Raw genomic sequence first — 22988 nt, forward strand, 5'->3', positions numbered from 1 at the left:
TTATTGCACCAACAAGGAGCTGGACAATGACAACACGTCGTACCTTTCTACGCACCGCCGCAGCTATGGGAACTGTTACCCTACTGCCCTTCCGCTTACATGCCGCTGGACACAGCGCAGACAGCTTTGACACCGTCAATGGCGCGGTCACTATTCACCCGATCGCCCACGCATCATTCGTGATGGAGACACCAGCAGGGGTCGTCTATGTCGATCCGGTCGGTGACGCTGTGCTTTACGAAGACATGCCCGCTGCAGATTTCATCCTTATTACACATGAACATGGCGACCATTATAACGCTGAAACACTGGCAGCCTTGGCAACCGAACAAACCGCGATGATCGCAAACCCAGCTGTGTATGACATGCTGCCCGAAAACCTACAGGCCCAAACAACGGCCATCGCAAATGGCGAATCTGCACGTGCTGGTGAAATCGGAGTCGAAGCAATTCCAGCATATAACATCACCGAAGATAGGCTTAACTTTCACCCACAAGGCCGCGACAACGGATATGTCGTGTCTGTCGATGGGCTACGCGTCTATATTTCTGGCGATACCGAGGACATCCCCGAAATGCGCGCGCTAGAAAATATCGACGTGGCCTTTGTTTGCATGAACCTGCCGTTCACTATGGACCTGAACGCCGCAGCATCAGCCGTCGCCGAATTCGCCCCCACCTACGTCTACCCCTACCACTACCGGGGCCGCGACGGAGGCACACAAGACCCCGAAGAATTCGCACAGGTCTTAGAGGGCGAAACAGAAGTTAAAATGGGTGGCTGGTACAGCTAAACCAAAACCGCAGGGCAGTATTTACTGCCCTGCGGAAAATATAGCTGCTGGGGCAAAATCTATCGCTCTGCGGACTAATGCAATCAACAGGTTCTCACCTGACCATCAGATCAGTGGTCGCGTCATAGGCTCGCGATCAGCTTCTAGCTGTGCGATGCTACAAAGACGCTTGTAATCAAGGATATTGAGGGATCCGTCACGCCATACGGCCACGCCGTCCTCACGCAGCAACTTCAAAGTTTTATTTGTGTGTACAAGTGACAAACCAAGCGCGTCTGCAAGGTCTTGCTGGCGATATGGCAAAGGCATCTTTGCTCCCTTGATCATACCAAGAGCAGCCGCACGATCAAATAATTGCACAAAAGCGCGCGCAATTCGTGCGATCCCCTCCATATGTCCAAGAATGGCTAAACTCTCGCCCAGAAAATGTTCTTCCACTGCAGCGAGCCAAGTTAGGTCAAAGGCTCTATCTGGATGATCACGGAACATCGTCCAAAGCATCTTTCTATCGAACACACACAGTTTCATGCGTGTTGTGGCCTCGACTGAATGCTTCATTTCGCTCATCACCCCCGCCTGAAGACCAATGAAATCGCCCGGTAGAATAAAGTTAATAACCTGCCTTTCCCCGGTTTCGAGGGACTTGTACCGCAACCCCATTCCCTCAAGGAGTGTATAAAGCTGCGGGCTGTTCGATCCCTCCATCATCAAAGTTGTTCCTGCATCGACTTCAAGCTCGCCAGACTTGAATTTCTGCATAAACGCAATCTCGCGATCAGTCATAGGATCGAAAATGTCTCTGGTTCTTAGGGGGCAGTTCTGACACCGCGTGTTCATAAATAATTCCTCTCCGATATGTCGTAGTTTAATGCGCGGCGACAATATATGTTCCACCTAAAACGAATGAATGACCTTACCACACCTATCGCGCCCTCTGCGGGATCGCCGACACCGGAAACACCGGCCAAGCCCATTTTCTTGTTGCAAGAGAGTGACTTTTTAATCGCTGAAGATATAGAAGGAGCGCTTCAATCTCTTGGGCCGTGCCGCGTGATACGTGTCAGACACATCAGTGAGGTGGTTTCAAACCTAGCGAGCGAGAAAAATGTTTCTGCGGCCTTTCTCGAATGCGGCTATGACGATGTGATAGAAATGAACCTTCATAAAATTCTTAACGAACTTGGCGCGCATATTATTTTGACGGCGGGGGCCGCTGACGAACACAAAGTCCGCTCCATGGGCTGGGGGATGTTGATCCGCCCCTTTACCGAACAGTTGATCCACAAAGAGCTAAAAGCGATAGCTGGCTAAGACCAATGTGTAGTGTCACACATGCTCCGGTGCGCGCCAGAACGGCACGGCGCAACGACCGCCAACCATGAACAGTAAATCGACCGCTATCCTTGCAGATCGCAGCATTGCCGACAGCAGGCGACTTTACTCAGCTGCTTCGACCGCCTGCGCGGCTTCCAATTCTTCCGCCTTCTTTTCAACCTGCTCGACGATATGTTCAATCATATCCTCGTTTGAATGTTTGTGGCTTTGTTTGCCTGCCAAATAGACCATTCCTGATCCTGCACCACCGCCAGTGAAACCAACGTCGGTCATCAGCGCTTCGCCGGGGCCATTCACAACGCAGCCGATGATACTTAGGCTCATCGGCGTTTTGATGTGCTCTAGCCGTTTTTCAAGCGCCTCCACGGTTTTGATCACATCAAAGCCCTGACGCGCGCAGGACGGGCAAGAGATGATATTAACACCGCGGTGACGCAGACCAAGGGATTTAAGAATTTCAAACCCCATTTTGACCTCTTCAACCGGATCAGCAGACAAAGACACGCGGATCGTGTCACCGATCCCTGCCCAAAGCAGGTTACCCATCCCAATAGCAGATTTTACAGTGCCACTAATCAGCCCCCCCGCCTCTGTGATACCAAGATGGATTGGCGCGTCAGTGGCATCGGCAAGTTGTTGATAGGCCGCAGCCGCCATAAACACGTCAGATGCCTTACAGCTGATCTTAAATTCGTGAAAATCATTGTCTTGCAAGATTTTAATATGATCCAGCCCGCTTTCGACCATCGCATCGGGGCACGGTTCTGCGTATTTGTCCAGCAGATGCTTTTCCAGCGACCCGGCGTTCACCCCGATACGGATGGAACAGTTATGATCACGCGCGGCTTTGATCACTTCTTTGACGCGCTTTTCATCGCCGATGTTGCCTGGATTAATCCGCAGACATGCGGCCCCTGCTTCGGCGGCTTCGATCCCACGTTTATAATGGAAATGAATATCTGCAACAATCGGTACTGACACTTCGGGAACGATCTCGCGCAGCGCCTTGCTGGATGCCTCGTCTGGGACCGAGACGCGGACAATATCAGCCCCTGCATCGGCTGCCGCTTGAATTTGTGCAATCGTCCCTTTGACGTCAGTCGTAAGCGTATTGGTCATCGTTTGCACCGATATCGGTGCATCGCCCCCCACAGGTACGTTTCCAACCATAATCTGACGGGATTTCCGACGTTCAATAGTACGCCAAGGACGGATGTTGTTCAGGGACATAGGGCTGCTTTCAGGCAATCGCGATTTACCCTTAACCTAAGCATCAATGACGGATGCAGCAACCAGTCAGCGGGTGTTATTCGCCGCTACTGTTTTCTGCGACACGGACCACTTCGGCAAGATCATCATCAGTGGTCAAATCTGCAACCGTGTAATTTTCCAGCAAGCTATCGGCTTGCAATGCCACATTCGATGTCACAACGCCTTTGCGTCCGACAGGACCATAATGCACACCGTTCACCGCGAAATACATCGCCCCGCTTTCACCAACGCGCAAGGTCGCTGGCTCTTCGGTCGAAGGCACCACGAAATTTTCGCCGGGTGCCATGACACCTTCGAAAATGACAGTCCCATCAGCAGAACGCACACGAACCCATGCCGGGCGCACAGCGACCAACTGCAGTTCTGGCACATCAGGTTCAACAACTTGAATTGCCGGCGGATGCGGCATGTTCGTCGCGGCCTCAGCAACTGTTGCATCTGGCGCAACGTCAGCAGTCGGCATAATAGAGCCGATCAACCCCGGGTTTAACGTCGAAATGGGCGCATCACGGGCAACCAGCACCGGAACATCCAATGCCTGAGGGCGATACAAACGATCCAACGCCTCGTTCGAAGGCGCACTAAACCCTGCCAAAGCGTCAGACGTTTCAACAGAATTTGTCGCACCAGAAAGCGGATCAAGCTCTGCGACCACAACCGGCGACTGCTCTACCGGGGCGAATTGAACCTTTTGGATTTCTTGCAGAACGGTCCAACCGCCATAGCCAAGCCCACCAATCAAGGCGATCAAAACCATGACCGAACCAATCGCGCGCGGCTCAAATTGTGCCATTACGGCATCCCCAGCAGGGATGAATGGCGTCGCTGAACCTGAAAAAATATCTTTACCAAGAGGTGCCGCGATAGGTTCGCCCGACTTACCTTGCAGCGAAGACGCCTCTGCTGACATGCCGTGTGCAGTCGCAAAACCGCTTTCTTTACAAAAGGTTGCGAATGCTTGATCCGGGTCCATCCGAAGATAGCGAGCGTAAGACCGCACATACCCGGCGATGAAACCTGGCGTATCAAATGCAGATGGATCCGCATTTTCAATTGCTGCGATATATGCCGCTTTGATCTTTAGCTCGCGCTGCACGTCCAACAGGCTTTTGCCCATCGTCGCGCGTTCACCACGCATTAAGTCACCAAGTCGCAACTCAAAGTCGTCAAAGCCCTTAGCTTGAACGTCCTCCGGTGCGTTTACGCGCTTGAAGGTCTTCCCGATCATCGACTGTCCCGTCGGTTACTGCCCCTGAGCACACATGTAATACGAATCAATTCTACATGAGCGCCTTTTCAATCAATAGCATACAGGCAACCGCCCTGCATATGTTGAAAAAAGGTTAACCTGCCAATTCGGCGCGATTTAAGGCACAGTGCGACCATAAACTATCCAATGCACTCACTAATGCATCCATTTCGCGCGGGCCATGTACAGGTGACGGCGTGAACCGCAAACGCTCTGTTCCGCGCGGTACAGTGGGAAAGTTAATCGGCTGCACGTAGATGCCAAATTCGGACAAAAGCATATCAGACAGCTTTTTCGTGTGAACCGGATTACCAACAATCAAAGGGACGATGTGGCTACCGTGATCGATGATCGGCAGGCCCATTCCCTTTAAGCGAAGCTTTAGAATTTTCGCCTGCGTTTGATGCCGTAACCGCAGACTATCATCCGTTTTCAGATGCGCGACGCTGGCCGCAGCACCAGCAGCGACGGCAGGCGGCAGGCTCGTGGTGAAAATAAAGCCCGGCGCATACGACCGGATCGCATCACACATTTTAGTAGATGCAGCGATATACCCGCCCATGACACCATATGCCTTAGCGAGCGTCCCATTGATGATATCAAGGCGCCCCATCAGACCGTCACGTGCAGCAATCCCTGCCCCACGTGGTCCGTACATACCAACAGAGTGAACTTCGTCGATGTAAGTCAGCGCACCAAATTCGTCAGCCAAATCGCAAATTGCTTCGATCGGGGCAAAATCACCGTCCATGGAATAGACTGATTCGAACGCAATCAACTTAGGCGCAGCCGGGTCATCGGCGGCCAATAATTCGCGCAAGTGGTCAAGATCATTATGACGGAAAATTCGCTTTGCACCACCATTGCGGCGGACACCTTCGATCATCGACGCATGGTTCAGCGCATCTGAATAGATGATCAGGCCCGGAAACAGCTTGGGCAACGTGCTTAGCGTTGCGTCATTCGCGATGTAGGCTGATGTGAACAGCAGTGCTGCTTCCTTTTGGTGAAGGTCAGCAAGCTCGTTCTCAAGCTGCTTGTGATAAACAGTAGTGCCGGAAATGTTGCGTGTTCCGCCAGAGCCAGCACCCGTCGCATCAACGGCTTCGTGCATCGCAGCCAGCACAACAGGATGCTGCCCCATGCCCAAATAGTCATTACCGCACCAAACGGTCACTGGTGATTCAGTTCCATCATCCTTGCGCCATGTGGCGTGTGGGAACTGACCACGTTTGCGTTCGATATCGATAAAGGTCCGATAACGGCCTTCTTCGTGCAAACGGTCAATCGCGACATCCAGTTGAGCAGTATAGTCCACTGATACTTCCTTCATCTTTCGGCACAAAGCCCAGATCAGCCCTGGGTTTTGAATCGTTCTAAGTGTCATATAGGGCCAATCCCGTCCAAGCAATACGCTACAAACTGTCGCCCCCTACTACCTTAGTGCCGATGAAGGATACGAAAGACGTTGACCTAGATCAACGCATTCGGAAATTTTGCCACATCGTCATCAGATACCCATTCGTAAGCACGTTCAAAATAACGGTTAACGATCCATATAAAACACCCATGCCCGCCAGCTATCATCAGGTCATAATCAACACTGTCATATGTGGGCATTTCTTTTTGTGTCTCCACCATGGGCGGAGCGAGACCTTGTTGCAAAAGGCGACTTCGAACGGAACGCGTTGATCGTAGACCTGCACCGCTACAGACAAAATCTCTCCCAGCTCAGCTAGATCAACCATCCTAAACGCCCGAGCAAGCTCTGCACCAGTTTACGGAAGCCCATCCTGATAGGTATCAAACAACCGACATCGCGGTTCACGCAGCATCCGCTCTGCAAAGGCCAGCCGCCCAACCACAAGTTCTTCGTCGGGTGTCATCTTTGCGCCGTAGCGGTCTTTGGCTGGGCAATGGCGCAAACGCCCTTCCCAATAGTTCTTATCGCCCGGGCGCTTTGCAGCACCGACAACCAGCGTGATTTCTTCGTCCGCAGATGGTTCAGGCCGCACGGCTGGCACAACCAACTGTCTGTCGATAGCCGAATACGCCGCCATAGCAATGGACGGGTCGCGTGGCTCGGTTTGTCATGATGGGGTTGTAAATGCACTATGCGGCTGCGCAGGCTCCCACGGATAGGCCGCCTCTAGGTATCTGTCGGCCGCATGAATGAACCGATCCTGACCACCATTCACTTTGAGTGACGCATCCAATTGCGTATAGGTTGGCATATTCGGGTGTGATGCGACCTGTTCAGCAGGCATACCAGTCGCTATGTAGTCTTGTCTCAATTGATAACGTTGCAGGTGTATCGCTAAGGCCTCCTCGATACTGGAATTCAGTTCGCCCAACCCTAACTTCTCTAACATCGATCGCAATTCGTGACTTCGAAAAGGTGCAATGCCGCCGAAGCTGTCGAAATGCGCTAAACCCTTTGGCCCAAATACGTCACACAAGAACCCCATGATACCAACGGTTTCACGCTCGTATTCATTCATCACCTCGCCAGTGCGCTTCTTTTCTTCAGCGAATGCACGCAGCGTTTCAAAATACCTGCCATCCGTCGGGCGCGGGGCAAGCCTTAGCGGCGGCGGCGGCACGAACCGATGGGAAAACCTATTTTTCAGTTGTTCGCCCTCGACAAGCTCACGTGCAAGGCCCGGCCGTGCATCACCTGGAAGCCGCTGCGAAACGTCTTGATACAAAGACGCCTCCCTTCGGTGAGCACGGATACGACCCCCGATAAACATCAAGATTTTGAACGGCAGACCAACAACGATAATGCCGCTGATCATAAGCTGCGCAAACGCCATCTTGCGCGCGCCCCGACTGGTATTTTCGAAATCAAATGCGACGTCGATCAATTCCTGAAAATACTCAATCATGTCATCAGCCTATAAATCATGCTTGGCTCTAATTAATCCGCTTCGACATGGCCCAAGTCAAACAGTTATGCATTTTGGATTGACGCCCGCGACAATCGTGCCACCCTGTTGATAAACAAACATAGGACCTATGAAATGACCCTCGATCCCGTCCTCTCGCGTATTGATAGCGATCTGAACGCCGCCACCGAACGCCTACTTGAATTGCTACGCATTCCATCAATCTCGACCGATCCGGCCTACAAGGGCGATTGCGATACAGCCGCTGACTGGCTGGTCGCCGACCTGCAAAGCATCGGGTTCGAGGCATCAAAACGCCCCACGACAGGCCACCCGATGGTTGTCGCGCACTCCGGTGGCGAAGGCCCAAATGTGCTATTCTACGGCCACTACGATGTACAACCCGTTGACCCGCTAGATCTGTGGGACCGCGACCCATTTGATCCTCAAGTCGAAGACACCGCCAAAGGCAAAGTCATTCGCGGACGCGGGTCGTCGGATGATAAGGGCCAGCTGATGACGTTTGTCGAGGCCTGCCGCGCATGGAAAGCCGTGCATGGCACCTTGCCCGGCAACATCACGTTGTTCTTTGAAGGCGAAGAAGAATCAGGGTCACCATCGCTGACGCCCTTCATGCGCGAAAACGCCGAGGAACTTACCGCCGATGTCGCGCTGATTTGCGACACTGGGCTTTATGGCGACAGCACACCGGCCATCATCACACAGTTACGCGGCCTCTTGGGTGAAGAGCTAACCATCACCGGCCCGAACAAAGACCTGCATTCAGGCATGTACGGCGGGCTAGCAATGAACCCTGCCCGCGTGCTGGCCAAAGTCATCGCAGCCCTGCATGACGAAGATGGCCGGATCACGATCCCGGATTTCTACGACGGGGTCCCTGAGCTTTCGAACGAACTTGCGGCGGCATGGGATGACCTGAAATTCGACGAAAAGGAATTCTTGGGTGAAGTTGGACTGTCTGAGCCTGCTGGCGAAAAGGGCCGCCGCCCGCTTGAAATGATCTGGTCGCGACCCACCTGCGAAGTCAACGGCATCTGGTCAGGCTACACCGGTGACGGCTTCAAAACGGTGCTGCCGTCCGAGGCCCATGCAAAAATCAGCTTCCGGCTGGTCGGCACGCAAGACCCTCTCAAAATTCGCGATAACTTTCGCAAAATGGTCCAAGACATGCTGCCCGCCGATTGCAGCGTGTCCTTCAGCGATCATGGGGCAAGCGCGGCTGGCCAAATGACCACGACCCACCCGGCATTCGACCAAGCCCGCAAAGCGCTATCCGACGAATGGCCAAATGCGGCGGCCTATGTTGGCTGCGGTGGATCAATCCCGATTGCGGGCCACTTCAAGGACATCTTGAACATGGACGCGATGCTAATTGGCTTTGGCAAAGACGATGACGCGATCCATTCGCCCAACGAAAAATACGACCTATCCTCGTTCCACAAAGGAATACGGTCTTGGGCACGCATCCTGCATGAGATGACACAGTAGACCAGAAACGTAGGGTGGGTTTTAACCCACCCTCGCTCAAATCACGCGTGCTTCGGCTCAAGTTCAACAGCCCATAATTCAACATCAGCGCGATCCATCAGCCGCACAGTCATGACGCCTGTATCGGCCGCAATATCGACCTTACCAAAAAACTGCATACCGTCAGATGGCGGCAAGTTCGCCTGCCCCGGCTCTGGATGCTTGGCAAACCGGACTTCAGGACCAAACGTATTGTCATAATCACTCGGGCCAAACGTACCAGCATGTAGCGGGCCAGACACAAACTCCCAAAACGGTTCAAAGTCTTGAAACACGGCCCGGTCAGGCGAATAATGATGCGCCGCCGTATAATGCACGTCAGCCGTCAGCCACACGGTGTTCTGTATCTGCGCATGTTTGATAAACGACAGCATCGCGGCGACATCCTGTTCACGGCCCAATACTGGCCCGTCGCCATTGGCACCGTTTTCCATATTTTCATCACCATCACGCACCATCATGCCAATCGGCATATCCGACGCGATCACTTTCCAAGTTGCCTTGGAATTCAGCATTTCACGCTTAAGCCACGCCATCTGTTCTGCGCCCAAGAAAGGCGTCGGCGCGGTTTCTGTATTAGGCGTGTTATCACCGCGATAGGTGCGCATATCGATCACAAAGATGTCCAGCAATGGGCCATACGACACCTTCCGATACACGCGGTTAGGTTCGTCCATCGTCTGACGGGTTGGCATCATCTCGTGGAACGCATGGGCCGCCCGCGCAGACAGCAGCGCCGCTGACTTCTCAGTATAGCGATCATCCGCACTCAGCACCTCGTTCGGAAACCAGTTATTCGTCACCTCATGATCATCCCACTGCGCGATGATCGGCACCTGCGCGTTCAACGCGCGCACATTATCATCCATCAGGTTGTACAGATGCTGCCCACGGAATTCGGTCAGGGTCTCGGCCACCTTGGTCTTTGCCTCGGTCACGACGTTCTTCCAGATCGTACCGTCCGCCAGTTCGACCTCTTCCTGCAACGGACCATCGGCATAAACCGTGTCACCCGAATGCAAAAAGAAATCAGGGTTATGCTGCAGCATCGTGGCATAGGTCTGCATCCCACCGCGATCCTGATCAATACCCCAGCCCTGCCCTGCGGTATCGCCAGACCAAACAAAGCTAATGTCGCGGTTGCCATGTGGCGCGGTGCGGAAATGCCCAGTCAGGGCCTCTGACTCAGCACTATCAGCCAAGCCAACCATTTTCACACGGTAGAAAATATCCTGATCCGAAGGCAAACCGGACAGCGACATTTTACCGGTGAAATCGCTGGGCGTGCCAACAGACAGCCCCGGAACAGCCTGCGCATCCGCAAAGCTTTCGGTCGTGGCCCATTCGACCATCATGCGCGACTCGCGGTCGGCACGGGCCCATACAACGGCACCATCATGGACAACATCGCCCGATTGAATTCCATGCGTCATCACAGGCCGGCTTTGCGCGCGGCTAAGCGAAGGTACAAAAAGAGTGGTTCCAAGTGCTGCGGAACCCAAAAGCGTCTGACGACGATTGAGTGTAATACGTGGCATTTTTCTGAACTTCCATGATCAAGAGCTGATCCGAAAAACATCCAACCACAACGTGACACGATCACGCCAAACAGATGACAGTTTAGGAAACGTTTGATGACAATGACGCAGGTTTTAGAAATACATCGAACGTCAATTACGAGCCCTATCTTTAAATTGAGTTTGCGTGCAAAGTTCAGCCGGAGAGCCCACTACCTGCAGGAAATCAGATGAAATTTTTCTTCAATAAGAAGGAACGTAAAGAGGCGGACACCGCCATACTTGATGGTGCATACCAATTACACCGCGAAGAAGATATTGCGCGTTTTACAAGATGCGTAGAAGAGGTTTTTCCGGAGCGTGCACAGCAGTTTCGATGTTTTGGAGCAGACTGGATGGGACGTCAGTTCGCAACCGATCATAAAAGGGTGGTAAATGGCGAGCCCGAGGTTGCTCTTCTTGACCCCGCAACGAAAGAAATTTTCGAAATCCCATGTAGTTACACAGCATTCCACGAAATTGAGCTAGTTCAATATCCCGAAGAAACTGTCGAGCATACAAAATTCAAAAATTGGCTTTCCTCGGGAGGCCGACGCCCTAAGTACGGGGAATGCGTAAGCCATACCGTACCCCTGTGCCTTGGCGGGAAAGACGTTTTTAGCAACTTCGAAATTGCGGATCTAGAAGTCAGCTGGAGCATTTCAGGTCAGATATCTGCGCAAATACGCGACCTTCCTGCTGGCACTTCAATAAACAAGGTCGATATCTCTAAAGATTAAAGCACCTTAAGCTTGAATGCTGGCTTCGTCACTACTGCAGACAACAAGTATCCAATAACACATCAACAGTGCTTCAATATTAACTATCTAGGATAAGTGGCGCGGTTGACGGGGCTCGAACCCGCGACCCCCGGCGTGACAGGCCGGTACTCTAACCAGCTGAGCTACAACCGCGCATCGTATCTAGTCACAAGGGAGTTAGTGGCGCGGTTGACGGGGCTCGAACCCGCGACCCCCGGCGTGACAGGCCGGTACTCTAACCAGCTGAGCTACAACCGCGCATCTAACTTCCGGTCTGTGACCGAACGTGGGGTGCTTCTATGACTGTGCCCCGCCCCCGTCAAGCGGTCCTTGCGCAAAAAATGACTTCATGTGAATCTTTTCTAAAACAGACCAATGAGCACAGGATATCAAAGCGCAAAAAACGCAACAGACGCAGGTAAACCTGCGGTGGTTGCGTTAAGCTATAAACTGATAATGTGGGAATATGGTGGGTGATGAGAGGCTCGAACTCCCGACATCTTCCGTGTAAAGGAAGCGCTCTACCAACTGAGCTAATCACCCGATGTGGCGTGATTTAGGGTATGTTGACGGTGGGCGCAAGCCTAAGAAAGCAACTTTTGTGAACCATTTTTCAAATGATACACACAGCCCTGTCCACCGTGGATGGTTGTGCCCTGAATTGCGTCAGCCCCGGCAACGATTTCACGCAGCGTACGCCCCGTCACGCCATGAGTAACGAGCACAGCAGGGCCCTTTAAATCTTGCAAAAAAGCGCAACACCGCGCCTTCACTGCAGCCAACCCTTCACCATTTGGCGCGATCTCATATTGCGCCATGTAGGGGTCGTCAGTATCGGGCAACGGCAGGGTATCGCGCAATAGCCCTGACCAGTCTCCGACTCCAATTTCGCGTAATCTGTCATCTGTGCGAATAGTTTCAGCCAGATTCCCCAAAGCGATTCCCGCTGTTTGCACCGCCCTGCCCTGTGGGCTGGTGAAAAATGCGAATCCTTGCAGGTCGCGTTGCGCAAGAATCGCACCCTGATGTGCCGCTTCTGCCTGCCCCTGCGTCGTGAGCGGCGAATTCAATTCCCCCTGCATACGGCCTTCGAGGTTCCATTCAGTCTGGCCGTGACGCAGGATGTATAGTTCTGGATAGTTCAAAGTAATTCTTTACCTTCGTATCATATGAACGGATTAGCTATCTGATGCATCGGTATCGGGCTGCACAGGATCAATCTTTGGCGTGCGGAATTTAAGCGTCAGCAACGTGGCGCCCTGCCCCAAGTCTTTCGTCTTTACGATTCGCGTTTTTCCCATCGGCGGCAGAATCAGCTCGTCACCCCGGGCGAGCGCCTCTCCGATCACTGCAAGCGCCGCCTCGACAGCGGGTTTCACATCGCGCTTTTTCAGCCCAGTCCGCGCAACAACTTCGTTGAAAAGCTGGGGCTTCTTAAGTGTTGGAGCAACTTCCATAATCGGGTCATCTTGTGATTCGTCTGATGTCGTCATTCGCACATTCCTTTTATTTCACAATAATCTAGCAACTCTGCCATCATGCGCGCCAGCCGTCGTTTTAGATAGGCTTCACACAAAAAAAAAGCGCGCCTCAAGGGGCGCGCTTTTCTATACTTACACTTAACGCTTAATGGGTGCGGGCCCCTTCAGCCGTGGCATTCGCCTTTAAAGCGGCCGCTGCGGCCTCTTCTGCGGCTTCGTCCCACTCGATAGCCTCCGGCTTACTGACCAGCGCATGCTCAAGAACTTCGGACACGTGTGTAACGGGGATGATCGTCAGTCCCTCTTTCACGTTGTCAGGAATATCTGGCAGGTCCTTGGCGTTATCTTGGGGAATCAGAACTGTTTTGATCCCACCGCGCAACGCGGCCAGCAGTTTTTCCTTTAGACCACCAATTGGCATCGCATTCCCGCGCAGTGACACTTCGCCAGTCATGGCAACATCTTTGCGCACAGGGATCTTGGTCAGCACAGATACGATAGATGTCACCATCGCAAGCCCAGCTGACGGGCCATCCTTTGGCGTTGCGCCATCGGGCACGTGCACGTGGATATCAAGCGTGTCGAACTGCGGTGGTTTCACTCCAATTTCAGGCGCGATCGAACGCACGTAAGAAGACGCAGCATCAATCGATTCCTTCATGACATCGCCCAGCTTCCCAGTCGTTTTCATGCGGCCTTTACCCGGCAAACGTAGCGCTTCGATGTTCAGCAGTTCACCACCCACACTTGTCCACGCCAGACCGGTTACAACACCAACCTGATCTTCTTCTTCGGCCAAGCCAAAGCGGTGCTTTTCGACGCCCAAGAATTCGGTAAGATTTTCACCAGTGACCGCAATCACTTTGGCTTCTTTCTTTACGATCTTAGTGACGGCTTTACGTGCCACTTTCGCCAACTCACGCTCAAGGCTCCGCACACCTGCTTCACGGGTGTAGACGCGGACCATCGACAGCAGCGCATCATCGGAAACGCTGAATTCAGATGGCTTTAGGCCGTGGTTTTTCATGACCTTCGGCAGCAAGTGCTGCTTTGAGATTTCGACCTTTTCATCCTCGGTGTAACCCGACAGTGAAATGATCTCCATCCGGTCCAACAAAGGACCCGGCATGTTATAGCTGTTCGCTGTGGTCAGGAACATCACGTTCGACAGGTCATATTCGACCTCAAGATAGTGATCGACGAAGGTGCCGTTCTGTTCTGGATCAAGAACCTCAAGCATCGCTGACGCGGGATCGCCACGGAAATCCTGCCCCATCTTGTCGATTTCATCGAGCAAGATCAGCGGGTTCGTGGTTTTCGCCTTTTTCAGCGCCTGAATGATCTTACCGGGCATAGACCCGATATAAGTCCGACGGTGACCACGAATCTCAGATTCGTCACGTACACCACCAAGGCTGATGCGGATAAACTCACGACCCGTTGCTTTGGCCACAGATTTCCCAAGGCTGGTTTTACCAACACCCGGAGGGCCAACAAGGCACATGATTGGGCCTTTCAGCTTTTTAGAGCGCTGCTGTACCGCAAGGTATTCAACAATCCGCTCTTTTACCTTTTCAAGGCCATAGTGGTCGGAATCGAGAACTTTCTGCGCGTGACCCAGATCTTTCTTGGTGCGTGACTTGGTGCCCCACGGCACAGCCAAAATCCAATCCAGATAGTTGCGCACGACCGTAGCTTCGGCAGACATAGGCGACATGTTCTTAAGCTTCTTCAGCTCAGCATCGAACTTTTCTTTCGCCTCTTTCGAAAGCTTGGTTTCAGCGATCTTCGCCTCAAGCTCGGCTACTTCGTTCTGGCCTTCTTCGCCGTCGCCCAATTCCTTCTGAATGGCTTTCATTTGCTCATTCAGATAGTATTCGCGCTGGGTGCGCTCCATCTGGGATTTGACGCGCGTTTTGATCTTCTTCTCGACCTGCAGCACAGACATTTCGCCCTGCATCAGACCGTAGACCTTTTCAAGGCGCTCGGTCACTGACAGCGTTTCAAGCAGCCCCTGCTTTTGATCAACCTCGATGCCAAGGTGACCCGCGACCAAATCGGCCAGCTTTGCAGGCTCCGTGGCTTCGCCAACGGCGGCCATTGCTTCTTCGGGGATATTTTTCTTGATCTTGGCGTAACGCTCAAACTCGGCAGCGACATTGCGCACAAGCGCTTCTTCTTCAGCGGCCTCGCCTGGGGTTTCGTCCAGATACTCTGCTGACGCTTCGAAAAAGTCGATATTTTCGACAAATCCGGTAATGCGCACGCGACTACGGCCTTCGACAAGCACCTTAACGGTACCATCGGGCAGTTTTAGCAGCTGAAGCACATTGGCCAGCACACCTGTTTTATAGATGCCATCTTGCGCTGGATCGTCTTCACCAGCGTCGATCTGGCTCGACAACAGAATCTGTTTATCGTCCTGCATCACCTCTTCGAGTGCGCGGACCGATTTTTCACGCCCAACAAACAGCGGCACGATCATATGTGGGAACACCACAATATCGCGCAGCGGCAGAACGGGATAAGATGAACTCAACGGTTCTTGCATATTCACTTCCTTTTTTGGCAAGACACCCAGCCCCGTTTCACGGCAGCGTCAGGAGTCTCCTCTTGCCCAATGCATGTGGGGTTGATGGGGGCGCCTTTCAACCAAACACGTCGTTATATCGCGCCGTAGACTGCCCGTGTCTGCCCCCAGCCGCAACCATACAAACGCAAAAATATTAAGACAGGGTCACGAACCAACATGTTTTTTTGTCGGTCCGCCATAATTGTAAGCAGTGATCACAAAGGCGCGATATCACCTAACGCGCGCTGCGCATGGAAATCAGCTTCCCAAGCGCCAAACGCACCAGCAGAGATCGCATCGCGCATGCCCTGCATAATCTCTTGGAAATAGTGCAGGTTATGCCAGGTCAACAGCATCCCGCTGATCATTTCCTGCGCACGGAACACGTGATGCAGATAGGCGCGTGAATAGTTGCTACATGCTGGGCACGTGCAATGTTCGTCCAGCGGACGCGGATCATCCATGTGACGTGCGTTTTTAATATTCAGCACACCACGGCGGGTAAATACCTGCCCTGTCCGGCCTGAACGGCTGGGCAGAACGCAGTCCATCATATCGATTCCCCGCTTGACGGCACCAACGATATCGTCAGGTTTGCCTACGCCCATCAGGTAACGTGGCTTATCTGTGGGCAACTGATCTGGCGCGAAATCAAGTACGCTGAACATCGCCTCTTGGCCTTCACCAACAGCAAGCCCACCAACGGCGTAACCGTCAAATTCGATATCACGCAAAGCCTGCGCCGATTCAGCCCGCAGGTCTTCTTCAAGCCCACCCTGCTGAATGCCAAACAACGCATGCCCCGGACGGTCTCCAAATGCCTCGCGTGACCGCGCGGCCCATCGCATCGACAACTGCATGCTTTCGTTAATACGTGTGCGATCTGCAGGCAGTGCCGGGCATTCGTCGAAACACATCACGATATCGGAACCCAACAGGCGTTGAATTTCCATCGACCGCTCTGGGGTCAGTTCGTGCTTGGACCCGTCGATATGCGATTTAAAAGTAACGCCTTTTTCAGTCAGCTTGCGTAGATCCGCGAGCGACATCACTTGAAAACCACCGCTATCTGTTAGAATCGGCTTATCCCAATTCATAAACTTGTGCAGGCCACCCAAACGGTCGATCCGCTCAGCCGTGGGGCGCAGCATAAGGTGATAGGTATTACCCAGCAGAATATCCGCCCCAGTCGCCGCAACGCTTTCTGGCATCATGGCTTTTACGGTGGCGGCAGTCCCAACGGGCATAAACGCAGGCGTACGAATATCGCCACGTGGGGTGGAAATAACGCCAGTGCGGGCTTTGCCATCAGTGGCATTCAAAGAAAAAGAGAAACGTTTTGTCATACTGTGTCTTTCTCCGATCCTGCTGCAAATGCCAAGAGGCCGCGTAAAACGAAGATAGGGTAATACAGCTACCAGTTGGTCCGGTCTGCTCTTTACGCCCCCGGCAGCAATCCCTATATGTTTCGTCAGGATTTTAGGGAACTGACGTCATGACTGAAACGAACGCACAGCTCGAAGGCACACCAATGATCGCGCCTTCCACGACAGATCATCCGCTGTATGATGAAATTGTGCAAGCGTGCCGATCCGTTTATGACCCAGAAATCCCTGTGAACATTTACGACCTTGGCCTGATCTACACGATTGATGTCAAAGAAGATAACGCCGTGAACATCATCATGACGCTTACAGCCCCAGGCTGCCCCGTCGCAGGCGAGATGCCCGGCTGGGTCGCAGATGCGGTAGAACCACTGCCCGGTGTGAAACACGTCGATGTCGAGATGACGTTTGAACCACAGTGGGGCATGGAAATGATGTCGGACGAGGCCCGACTAGAACTGGGCTTTATGTAAAGGCCCACTACCCTCGTTAGCTTTTTGATCGGCGGTCCATTGGGCCGCCTTTTTATTTGGGTAACTGGGCGAATGCCGCGGCGACGCAACCCAATTAGATTACACAATCCAACACGCAACCTAAATTAGTTGCTAAATTAAATATGCACCCTATATTGGATGCATCATGAAACAGAAACGCAATACCATCGCCGTCTTAACTGGCGACATTGTCGGCTCCACCGCGCTGGGCGCTGCGCAATTAGAACATGCGCTCTCAGCGCTTGAACGCTGCGCACATGCCCAAGCCGATTGGATGGGAACGTCATTACATTTCACACGCCACCGTGGCGACGGCTGGCAGGTCGCGCTGGCAAAACCGCACTATGCGCTACGATCGGCGCTGGCGTTTCGCGCAGCTTTGCGTAGCCATAACCCCGATTTTGACAGCTACATCGCAATGGCCACTGGCGAAGCCCCGTCAGTACTACCTTCTGATCTTAACCGCGAAAGCAGCGAAGCCTTCATCAGATCCGGTCAAGCGCTCGACGATTTAAAGGCGACCAAACACGCGCAACGCATATTGCACCAAGACCAATCCGCCATAGGTGCCGCGACGATCCTTGCCGATCACATTTCACAAGGCTGGACGCAGGCCCAAGCCGCCGCCATACTCAACAGCATCACACCGCTAGAAGACATTTCATATACGTATATTGCCCAGACACTTGGCAAATCACGCCAAGCCGTAACAAAATCATTAGACGGCGCGGGCTTTGGCATGATCAAACTGGCACTTGAAACACTTGAAAGAGATTTCGACTGATGTTTGAGACACTTGCCGCCCTGTTTTTCGCACATGTTCTTGCGGATTATGTCCTGCAAACCAACACCATGGTTGAAACCAAAGACCGCGCGCTCACATTGGCACTACACACACTGGCGGTCTTTGTGACAGCCGTTATCGCACTTGGGTCTATCGACTGGCAGATCGGAGTGTTGGCCGGGATACACCTGCTTGTCGATATCGCAAAAACCATTTGGATCAGAAAACGTGATGACGACGGGATCAACCCCTATCTGGTCGATCAGGGCGCACATCTTCTGACGATTATCACCATCGCAGCCATCGCCCCTACCCTATGGGCAAACGGCATCTGGGCGAATGAATTTGGAAATGGCGGACTTATCAACGCCACCAGCTGGGCACCCAAGGTCATGCTTTTGATCGCCGGGGGCATCTATACCACCCGGGCCGGTGGCTTCGCCGTTGGCAAACTCATGGGTCCATTTGCCGAGGGCGCGCCCAAAGAAAGCCTACCGGCTGGCGGCATGATGATCGGGCTGCTGGAACGCGGATTGATCTACTTGATGTTCATCGCAGGCCAACCCGCCGGGATCGGCTTTTTGATCGCAGCCAAATCCATCCTGCGCTTTGACGCCGCATCAAACAACGCCAAGGCTGAATACGTAATCATCGGCACGCTCGCCTCATTTAGTTGGGCGATTGCAATCTCAATCTTGGTCCTTTCGATCAACAATGGGTTAAACGGCACAGCACTTCTTGAGATCATCCCACCGAAGGACTAAGTTAGCCCCAAAGGAGAACGCGTATGTTCGGTATTCCAGGCAAACAAGCTGTCAGCATCACCCCCAAAGCCGCCGCAAAAATTGCAGCGCTCATGGAAAAAGACGGCCACAAAGGGCTGCGCATTGGCGTCAAAAAAGGCGGCTGTGCAGGCATGGAATACACCATGGACTACGTGACCGAAGTCGATCCCCTTGATGAGGTCGTCGAGTTAGACGGCGCACGCGTCATGATCGCGCCTATGGCCCAGATGTTCCTGTTTGGCACAGAAATCGACTATGAAACGTCGCTTCTTGAATCTGGGTTCAAGTTCCGCAACCCCAATGTTGTCGATGCCTGCGGCTGCGGTGAATCCATCAAATTCGATGACGCGATCTCTGCCAAAGCCTAAGCTTTATTCAGGTGAACGTATGTTTCGGCATAGCGTTTATCCAAATGCTCACGCGCGTTGATCACATCACCCGATCCAATCGGCGCGACATTAGCGTCATGGTTCGGGTTAAAGAATAGCGGCACGGAAACACGCGCATGATCAGGGCCAATCACCCGATGCGGGGTCGCCTTGATCCGGCCATTCGTCCACATTTCAAGCATCTCGCCAAAGTTAATGACAAATTCGCCGGGCTGTGCCGACACAGGTATCCAACCACCGCCGCGCTTGCGGACCTCTAACCCCGGTGATCCATCCGTGGCGAGCAACGTCAAACATCCATAATCTGTGTGGGTCGCAATCCCAAAATCATTCTCACCCGCCCACTCTGGACGCTCGGGGTAATAATTGCCGCGTAACAGCGCCATCGGTCGATCAAATAACGGGCGGAAATAGTCTCCATCTTCGCCAGTCGCCTCTGCAATCGCGCACAATAGGTCCAAAGCAAAACCCGTCGCCTGCGCATAATAATCCCGCAGCAGCGCTGCAAAGCCTTCTGGCACGGCAGGCCACAGGTTTGGCGCATAGCACGACAATTGCGTCAGCGGGTCGCCCTTTGGCAGCTCAAAGCCGCAATCAAACACCTGCTTGTAATCAGGGTTCGCATCAGGATCGACCTGCTCTGATCCCGGCGCACCCCAGCCACGGTTTGACCCGGTTTTTGCCATATCAAACGCAGCCTTATCCGCCGCCGGTAAATCAAAGAACGCCTGATACGCTGCAATCACGTCTTTGACGCGCCCTTCAGAGATCGGCGTATTGTAAACGGTCATAAAACCAACGCCGCCTGCGGCAACGCGTGCCGCCTCTTTCGCGGCAGTATCACTAGCCAATAGCGCGGCAGCATCAATACGCGGAATAATCATATCTGACATGGGACCCCTTCCGATCTAAGCGCTTGCTTGATAGCAAGAACCGAACATAGACAAAAGGACGTGCTCATGCCCCGTAAACTTGCCGCTGGAAACTGGAAAATGAACGGGCTTCGCGCCAACGTCAAGGAACTCGCAACACTTGCACAGCGCCACTCTGACGCGAGCGTTGATATTCTCATTTGTGTGCCGACAACACTGATTACGACATGCCAAGACACGCTATTCGATATCGGAGGTCAGGACTGCCACACTGCCGAATCTGGCGCACATACAGGTGACATCAGCGCCCAGATGCTATCCGACGCTGGTGCAACATACGTGATCACAGGGCATTCAGAACGGCGCGCTGACCATGGCGAAACCGACCAAATCGTCGCCGCAAAATCTGCTGCCGCATATGCGGCTGGCCTTACGGCAGTCATCTGCGTCGGCGAAACACTAGACGAACGCGGATCTGGCACAACGCTAGATATCATCGACGGACAGCTGGCCGGGTCAATTCCAGGCGGGGCAACTTCCGACAACACCGTCATCGCCTATGAACCCGTTTGGGCGATCGGCACAGGCAAAGTCCCTACTCTAGAACAAATCGCAGAGGTTCACGCACACATCCGTGCGCAACTACAGGCCCGGTTCAGCGACGGAACGGACATGCGTATCCTCTATGGTGGGTCAGTCAAAGGCAGCAACGCCGCAGACATCTTTGGCGTCCCACACGTCGATGGTGCCCTCGTCGGAGGCGCCAGCCTCAAAGCCGACGACTTCAGCCCCATCATCAGCGCACTGGAAAAGAGCTAAACATTGCGATGTGGCTTGGTCAGCCCAAGCCACACGCACGCTACTGCGCCTCCCAAAGTTCTATCGGGTTGCCTTCTGGATCATGGATTCGGACGAACTTTCCGACGCCATCCATTGCCACCACCTCTCCGAGGGCAATACCAGCCAACTTCAATTCCTTACACGCTACATCCAAATCTGCGACCCGAAAATTCAGCATAAACGCACGATCTTTCGGAAAGTAATCTGTCCCCTCGTCAAAGGGCGCAAATACTGTAACCCCCTGCTCAGTTGTCCAAGGCTGCATATCTGCCGCAGTTGGTGCCGGTGAAACACCAAGATATTCGTCATACCACTGCGCGAGCGCTACCGGATCTTTCGCACGAAAGAATACGCCGCCGATTCCAAGAACCCTCACCATCAGTCTCTCCGCTGTCGAAATGTTCTATTGCCAGATGAGCAGAAAACACCTTGATAGGCAAATTTCATCAACTGAACAAAAAACCGCCGGAGAGCTCTCCGACGGTTTTCTTAGTACAACCCTCATTTAGAAGTTTATCACTTCACGATGATCTCCGGCCCCATAAAGAGCGTGGGGAGATAGGTGGAAATCGCGGGAACGTAGGTCACGATGATCAGGAACACGAACAAGACAGCCAAGAATGGCAGCGCTGCGCGTACGACTGACATCAACGGCATACCAGCCACGCCAGAGGTCACGAATAGGTTCAGACCGACAGGCGGCGTGATCATCCCGATTTCCATGTTCACAACCATGATGATGCCAAGGTGGATTGGATCAATGCCCAACTGGATCGCGATTGGGAACACCAACGGTGCTACGATCACGATCAGGCCTGATGGTTCCATGAATTGACCACCGATCAGCAAGATCACGTTGACCATGATCAAGAAGGTAATCGGGCCCAACCCAGCGCTTAGCATCATGTCAGCGATGTGCTGCGGGATTTGCTCATCCGTTAACACGTGCTTTAGCAACAGTGCGTTGGCGATGATGAACATCAGCGTGACGGTCAGCTTACCGCCTTCGAACACTGTCTGACGCGTGTCCTTGTGAAAGAAGGCTGTGATCAGCGCCCAAGGCTTTTGGATCAGGCTGCTGCGCTTGCTCGCCTCTGGCGATGCAGACCCAACCGGCAAGCTGCCATCTGGTTCACGTGACGCAAGTGGCCCCATGTCGCGGTAGATAAAGCATGCGACGATAAAGGCGTAGACAGCAGCGACCGCGGCGGCCTCTGTTGGGGTAAACGCACCCCCCTTCCAATAGAACAGGCTCGCGCCTTCCTCAAAGCGGACCCAAGGGTGGCCATAAATACCGCCCATGATGATCACGATCAGCAGCAACCCCCAACCCGCATCGCGGAAACTGGCCCAGATTTCGCCCCAGCCCAGCCATTCGCCTTTAGGCATGTTTTTGATACGCGCCATGACATAAATGGTGATCATCAACATCACGCCAGCCATGATACCCGGAATAACACCGGCCAAGAACATACGACCAACAGACACGTCTGTCGCAGATGCGTAGACGACCATCACGATTGACGGCGGGATCAGAATACCAAGCGTACCAGCGTTACAGATAACGCCTGCTGCGAATTCCTTGGTGTAGCCAACCTGACGCATCGCTGCGATCACGATTGTACCGATGGCAACAACAGTCGCGGGCGAAGACCCCGACAACGCGGCAAACATCATACACGCAAACACACCCGCGATTGCCAGACCACCTTGCAGGTGACCAACGCAGGCAATCGAAAACCGGATGATCCGTTTCGCCACACCACCCGTAGACATAAACGACGACGCGAGGATAAAGAACGGAATAGCCAACAGCGTATAGTGCCCCGCCATCGCCTGATAAAGCGACTGCGCGACCGACGCGAGAGACGTATCCGAGAAAAGAAGCTGGAACATGATCGACGAAAAGCCGAGCGCCACAGCAATCGGCACACCAAGCATCAGCAGGCCGATTATCATAATAAAGAGAAGTGCGACTTCCAT

Annotated in this window: 23 protein-coding genes and 3 tRNA genes; 9 read left to right on the plus strand and 17 right to left on the minus strand. The window is 53.3% G+C overall.

Annotation, left to right across the window (positions count from 1 at the left end):
* Positions 1-26: 26 nt before the first annotated feature.
* Complete coding sequence (locus tag CYQ09_RS06170) at positions 27-794, plus strand: MBL fold metallo-hydrolase (RefSeq protein WP_106744488.1); 768 nt, start codon at positions 27-29, stop codon at positions 792-794.
* Between the two features lie 105 nt (positions 795-899).
* On the opposite strand, the gene CYQ09_RS06175 is transcribed toward CYQ09_RS06170, so the two are convergent.
* Complete coding sequence (locus CYQ09_RS06175; protein WP_106744489.1) at positions 900-1631, minus strand: Crp/Fnr family transcriptional regulator; 732 nt, start codon at positions 1629-1631, stop codon at positions 900-902.
* A 48-nt stretch (positions 1632-1679) separates the two neighbouring features.
* Here CYQ09_RS06175 and CYQ09_RS06180 point away from each other — a divergent pair, with 48 nt between their 5' ends.
* Entirely contained in the window at positions 1680-2105 is a 426-nt protein-coding gene (locus tag CYQ09_RS06180; RefSeq protein ID WP_239495858.1) for a hypothetical protein, read from the plus strand.
* Between the two features lie 126 nt (positions 2106-2231).
* On the opposite strand, the gene ispG is transcribed toward CYQ09_RS06180, so the two are convergent.
* The 5 genes from ispG to CYQ09_RS06205 form a co-directional block, all read right to left on the minus strand.
* Positions 2232-3359 carry a flavodoxin-dependent (E)-4-hydroxy-3-methylbut-2-enyl-diphosphate synthase gene (gene ispG / locus CYQ09_RS06185; RefSeq protein ID WP_106744490.1) on the minus strand — a complete coding sequence of 376 codons (1128 nt, stop codon included), beginning with the start codon at positions 3357-3359 and terminating at the stop codon, positions 2232-2234.
* Between the two features lie 76 nt (positions 3360-3435).
* Complete coding sequence (locus tag CYQ09_RS06190) at positions 3436-4629, minus strand: helix-turn-helix domain-containing protein (RefSeq protein WP_106744491.1); 1194 nt, start codon at positions 4627-4629, stop codon at positions 3436-3438.
* 115 nt (positions 4630-4744) lie between these two features.
* Entirely contained in the window at positions 4745-5968 is a 1224-nt protein-coding gene (hemA, locus tag CYQ09_RS06195; RefSeq protein WP_106744622.1) for a 5-aminolevulinate synthase, read from the minus strand.
* 460 nt (positions 5969-6428) lie between these two features.
* On the minus strand, positions 6429-6710 hold the full coding sequence (locus CYQ09_RS06200) for a hypothetical protein (RefSeq protein ID WP_106744492.1): 282 nt from the start codon (positions 6708-6710) through the stop codon (positions 6429-6431).
* A gap of 30 nt (positions 6711-6740) precedes the next feature.
* Positions 6741-7538, minus strand: coding sequence for a hypothetical protein (locus CYQ09_RS06205; RefSeq protein WP_106744493.1), 798 nt, complete (start codon positions 7536-7538; stop codon positions 6741-6743).
* 135 nt (positions 7539-7673) lie between these two features.
* Here CYQ09_RS06205 and CYQ09_RS06210 point away from each other — a divergent pair, with 135 nt between their 5' ends.
* The gene (locus CYQ09_RS06210; RefSeq protein WP_106744494.1) at positions 7674-9047 is read left to right on the plus strand and encodes a M20/M25/M40 family metallo-hydrolase; all 1374 of its coding nucleotides are present in this window, start codon (positions 7674-7676) and stop codon (positions 9045-9047) included.
* Positions 9048-9088: 41 nt separating this feature from the next.
* On the opposite strand, the gene CYQ09_RS06215 is transcribed toward CYQ09_RS06210, so the two are convergent.
* A complete protein-coding gene (locus tag CYQ09_RS06215) occupies positions 9089-10624 on the minus strand; it encodes an alkaline phosphatase D family protein (RefSeq protein WP_106744495.1) in 1536 nt (511 codons plus the stop codon).
* 209 nt (positions 10625-10833) lie between these two features.
* Here CYQ09_RS06215 and CYQ09_RS06220 point away from each other — a divergent pair, with 209 nt between their 5' ends.
* On the plus strand, positions 10834-11382 hold the full coding sequence (locus tag CYQ09_RS06220; protein ID WP_106744496.1) for a T6SS immunity protein Tdi1 domain-containing protein: 549 nt from the start codon (positions 10834-10836) through the stop codon (positions 11380-11382).
* A 97-nt stretch (positions 11383-11479) separates the two neighbouring features.
* On the opposite strand, the gene CYQ09_RS06225 is transcribed toward CYQ09_RS06220, so the two are convergent.
* The 7 genes from CYQ09_RS06225 to tgt all read right to left on the minus strand — a co-directional run bounded on the left by CYQ09_RS06225 (position 11480) and on the right by tgt (position 16802).
* Positions 11480-11556, minus strand: a tRNA-Asp gene (locus CYQ09_RS06225).
* Between the two features lie 28 nt (positions 11557-11584).
* Positions 11585-11661: transfer RNA gene (locus CYQ09_RS06230), tRNA-Asp, on the minus strand.
* 209 nt (positions 11662-11870) lie between these two features.
* Positions 11871-11946 (minus strand) — tRNA-Val (locus tag CYQ09_RS06235).
* 41 nt (positions 11947-11987) lie between these two features.
* Positions 11988-12548, minus strand: coding sequence for a histidine phosphatase family protein (locus CYQ09_RS06240; protein ID WP_106744497.1), 561 nt, complete (start codon positions 12546-12548; stop codon positions 11988-11990).
* A gap of 33 nt (positions 12549-12581) precedes the next feature.
* Entirely contained in the window at positions 12582-12896 is a 315-nt protein-coding gene (locus CYQ09_RS06245) for an HU family DNA-binding protein (RefSeq protein ID WP_239495859.1), read from the minus strand.
* 133 nt (positions 12897-13029) lie between these two features.
* Entirely contained in the window at positions 13030-15435 is a 2406-nt protein-coding gene (gene lon / locus CYQ09_RS06250) for an endopeptidase La (protein WP_106744498.1), read from the minus strand.
* A 236-nt stretch (positions 15436-15671) separates the two neighbouring features.
* Positions 15672-16802, minus strand: coding sequence for a tRNA guanosine(34) transglycosylase Tgt (tgt, locus tag CYQ09_RS06255; protein WP_106744499.1), 1131 nt, complete (start codon positions 16800-16802; stop codon positions 15672-15674).
* A 149-nt stretch (positions 16803-16951) separates the two neighbouring features.
* On the opposite strand from tgt, the gene CYQ09_RS06260 reads away from it, so the two are divergent.
* The 4 genes from CYQ09_RS06260 to CYQ09_RS06275 all read left to right on the plus strand — a co-directional run bounded on the left by CYQ09_RS06260 (position 16952) and on the right by CYQ09_RS06275 (position 19272).
* Positions 16952-17314, plus strand: coding sequence for an SUF system Fe-S cluster assembly protein (locus CYQ09_RS06260; protein WP_106355789.1), 363 nt, complete (start codon positions 16952-16954; stop codon positions 17312-17314).
* A 166-nt stretch (positions 17315-17480) separates the two neighbouring features.
* Entirely contained in the window at positions 17481-18119 is a 639-nt protein-coding gene (locus CYQ09_RS06265; RefSeq protein WP_106744500.1) for a hypothetical protein, read from the plus strand.
* On the plus strand, positions 18119-18883 hold the full coding sequence (locus CYQ09_RS06270; RefSeq protein ID WP_106744501.1) for a DUF3307 domain-containing protein: 765 nt from the start codon (positions 18119-18121) through the stop codon (positions 18881-18883). Before CYQ09_RS06265 ends, CYQ09_RS06270 begins: the two co-directional genes overlap by 1 nt.
* A gap of 23 nt (positions 18884-18906) precedes the next feature.
* Positions 18907-19272, plus strand: a complete 366-nt coding sequence (locus CYQ09_RS06275) for a HesB/IscA family protein (protein WP_106355795.1) — start codon at positions 18907-18909, stop codon at positions 19270-19272.
* Here CYQ09_RS06275 and CYQ09_RS06280 read toward each other — a convergent pair.
* Positions 19269-20186 carry an isopenicillin N synthase family dioxygenase gene (locus CYQ09_RS06280; RefSeq protein ID WP_106744502.1) on the minus strand — a complete coding sequence of 306 codons (918 nt, stop codon included), beginning with the start codon at positions 20184-20186 and terminating at the stop codon, positions 19269-19271. The genes CYQ09_RS06275 and CYQ09_RS06280 overlap by 4 nt on opposite strands.
* A gap of 66 nt (positions 20187-20252) precedes the next feature.
* On the opposite strand from CYQ09_RS06280, the gene tpiA reads away from it, so the two are divergent.
* Complete coding sequence (tpiA, locus tag CYQ09_RS06285) at positions 20253-20984, plus strand: triose-phosphate isomerase (protein ID WP_106744503.1); 732 nt, start codon at positions 20253-20255, stop codon at positions 20982-20984.
* Between the two features lie 40 nt (positions 20985-21024).
* Here the strand turns inward: tpiA and CYQ09_RS06290 are convergent, their stop codons facing one another.
* Both CYQ09_RS06290 and CYQ09_RS06295 read right to left on the minus strand, forming a co-directional pair.
* The gene (locus CYQ09_RS06290) at positions 21025-21384 is read right to left on the minus strand and encodes a VOC family protein (RefSeq protein WP_106744504.1); all 360 of its coding nucleotides are present in this window, start codon (positions 21382-21384) and stop codon (positions 21025-21027) included.
* A gap of 137 nt (positions 21385-21521) precedes the next feature.
* Entirely contained in the window at positions 21522-22988 is a 1467-nt protein-coding gene (locus CYQ09_RS06295) for a TRAP transporter large permease (protein WP_106744505.1), read from the minus strand.

It is taken from the genome of Yoonia maritima, from assembly GCF_002933395.1.
Classification (GTDB): Bacteria; Pseudomonadota; Alphaproteobacteria; order Rhodobacterales; family Rhodobacteraceae; genus Yoonia; species Yoonia maritima_A.

What these genes read in the sequence shown, in the direction of transcription:
- CYQ09_RS06265 (WP_106744500.1), top strand. Translation starts at nt 17,481, where the DNA reads ATGAAACAGAAACGCAATACCATCGCCGTCTTAACTGGCGACATTGTC.
- CYQ09_RS06220 (WP_106744496.1), top strand. Translation starts at nt 10,834, where the DNA reads ATGAAATTTTTCTTCAATAAGAAGGAACGTAAAGAGGCGGACACCGCC.
- CYQ09_RS06260 (WP_106355789.1), top strand. Translation starts at nt 16,952, where the DNA reads ATGACTGAAACGAACGCACAGCTCGAAGGCACACCAATGATCGCGCCT.
- CYQ09_RS06270 (WP_106744501.1), top strand. Translation starts at nt 18,119, where the DNA reads ATGTTTGAGACACTTGCCGCCCTGTTTTTCGCACATGTTCTTGCGGAT.
- CYQ09_RS06200 (WP_106744492.1), bottom strand. Translation starts at nt 6,710, where the DNA reads ATGGCGGCGTATTCGGCTATCGACAGACAGTTGGTTGTGCCAGCCGTG.
- lon (WP_106744498.1), bottom strand. Translation starts at nt 15,435, where the DNA reads ATGCAAGAACCGTTGAGTTCATCTTATCCCGTTCTGCCGCTGCGCGAT.
- CYQ09_RS06180 (WP_239495858.1), top strand. Translation starts at nt 1,680, where the DNA reads ATGTTCCACCTAAAACGAATGAATGACCTTACCACACCTATCGCGCCC.
- CYQ09_RS06295 (WP_106744505.1), bottom strand. Translation starts at nt 22,988, where the DNA reads ATGGAAGTCGCACTTCTCTTTATTATGATAATCGGCCTGCTGATGCTT.
- CYQ09_RS06170 (WP_106744488.1), top strand. Translation starts at nt 27, where the DNA reads ATGACAACACGTCGTACCTTTCTACGCACCGCCGCAGCTATGGGAACT.
- CYQ09_RS06290 (WP_106744504.1), bottom strand. Translation starts at nt 21,384, where the DNA reads ATGGTGAGGGTTCTTGGAATCGGCGGCGTATTCTTTCGTGCGAAAGAT.
- tgt (WP_106744499.1), bottom strand. Translation starts at nt 16,802, where the DNA reads ATGACAAAACGTTTCTCTTTTTCTTTGAATGCCACTGATGGCAAAGCC.
- tpiA (WP_106744503.1), top strand. Translation starts at nt 20,253, where the DNA reads ATGCCCCGTAAACTTGCCGCTGGAAACTGGAAAATGAACGGGCTTCGC.
- CYQ09_RS06190 (WP_106744491.1), bottom strand. Translation starts at nt 4,629, where the DNA reads ATGATCGGGAAGACCTTCAAGCGCGTAAACGCACCGGAGGACGTTCAA.
- ispG (WP_106744490.1), bottom strand. Translation starts at nt 3,359, where the DNA reads ATGTCCCTGAACAACATCCGTCCTTGGCGTACTATTGAACGTCGGAAA.
- CYQ09_RS06245 (WP_239495859.1), bottom strand. Translation starts at nt 12,896, where the DNA reads ATGACGACATCAGACGAATCACAAGATGACCCGATTATGGAAGTTGCT.
- CYQ09_RS06205 (WP_106744493.1), bottom strand. Translation starts at nt 7,538, where the DNA reads ATGATTGAGTATTTTCAGGAATTGATCGACGTCGCATTTGATTTCGAA.
- CYQ09_RS06275 (WP_106355795.1), top strand. Translation starts at nt 18,907, where the DNA reads ATGTTCGGTATTCCAGGCAAACAAGCTGTCAGCATCACCCCCAAAGCC.
- CYQ09_RS06280 (WP_106744502.1), bottom strand. Translation starts at nt 20,186, where the DNA reads ATGTCAGATATGATTATTCCGCGTATTGATGCTGCCGCGCTATTGGCT.
- CYQ09_RS06175 (WP_106744489.1), bottom strand. Translation starts at nt 1,631, where the DNA reads ATGAACACGCGGTGTCAGAACTGCCCCCTAAGAACCAGAGACATTTTC.
- CYQ09_RS06215 (WP_106744495.1), bottom strand. Translation starts at nt 10,624, where the DNA reads ATGCCACGTATTACACTCAATCGTCGTCAGACGCTTTTGGGTTCCGCA.
- CYQ09_RS06210 (WP_106744494.1), top strand. Translation starts at nt 7,674, where the DNA reads ATGACCCTCGATCCCGTCCTCTCGCGTATTGATAGCGATCTGAACGCC.